Raw genomic sequence first — 369 nt, 5'->3', positions numbered from 1 at the left:
GGTGCTCCCACTGCTTGTACGTACACGGTTTCAGGTTCTTTTTCACTCCCCTCGCCGGGGTTCTTTTCGCCTTTCCCTCACGGTACTGGTTCACTATCGGTCAGTCAGGAGTATTTAGCCTTGGAGGATGGTCCCCCCATATTCAGACAGGATACCACGTGTCCCGCCCTACTCTTCGAGTTCACAACCTGTGCATTTTGGTGTACGGGACTATCACCCTGTACCGTCGGACTTTCCAGACCGTTCCACTAACACACAAGCTGATTCAGACTCTGGGCTGCTCCCCGTTCGCTCGCCGCTACTGGGGGAATCTCGGTTGATTTCTTTTCCTCGGGGTACTTAGATGTTTCAGTTCCCCCGGTTCGCTTC

Annotated in this window: 1 rRNA gene; it reads right to left on the bottom strand. The window is 53.9% G+C overall.

Annotated elements, in window-relative coordinates:
• A 23S ribosomal RNA gene (locus NNN71_RS25020) occupies positions 1–369 on the bottom strand; the annotation flags it as partial.

This window comes from Kluyvera sp. Awk 3, from assembly GCF_028069715.1.
In the GTDB taxonomy this organism is placed as follows: domain Bacteria; phylum Pseudomonadota; class Gammaproteobacteria; order Enterobacterales; family Enterobacteriaceae; genus Kluyvera; species Kluyvera georgiana_A.
The sequence above is the reverse complement of the archived record's forward strand: the minus strand, read 5'-3'. Positions and strand labels throughout refer to the sequence as shown.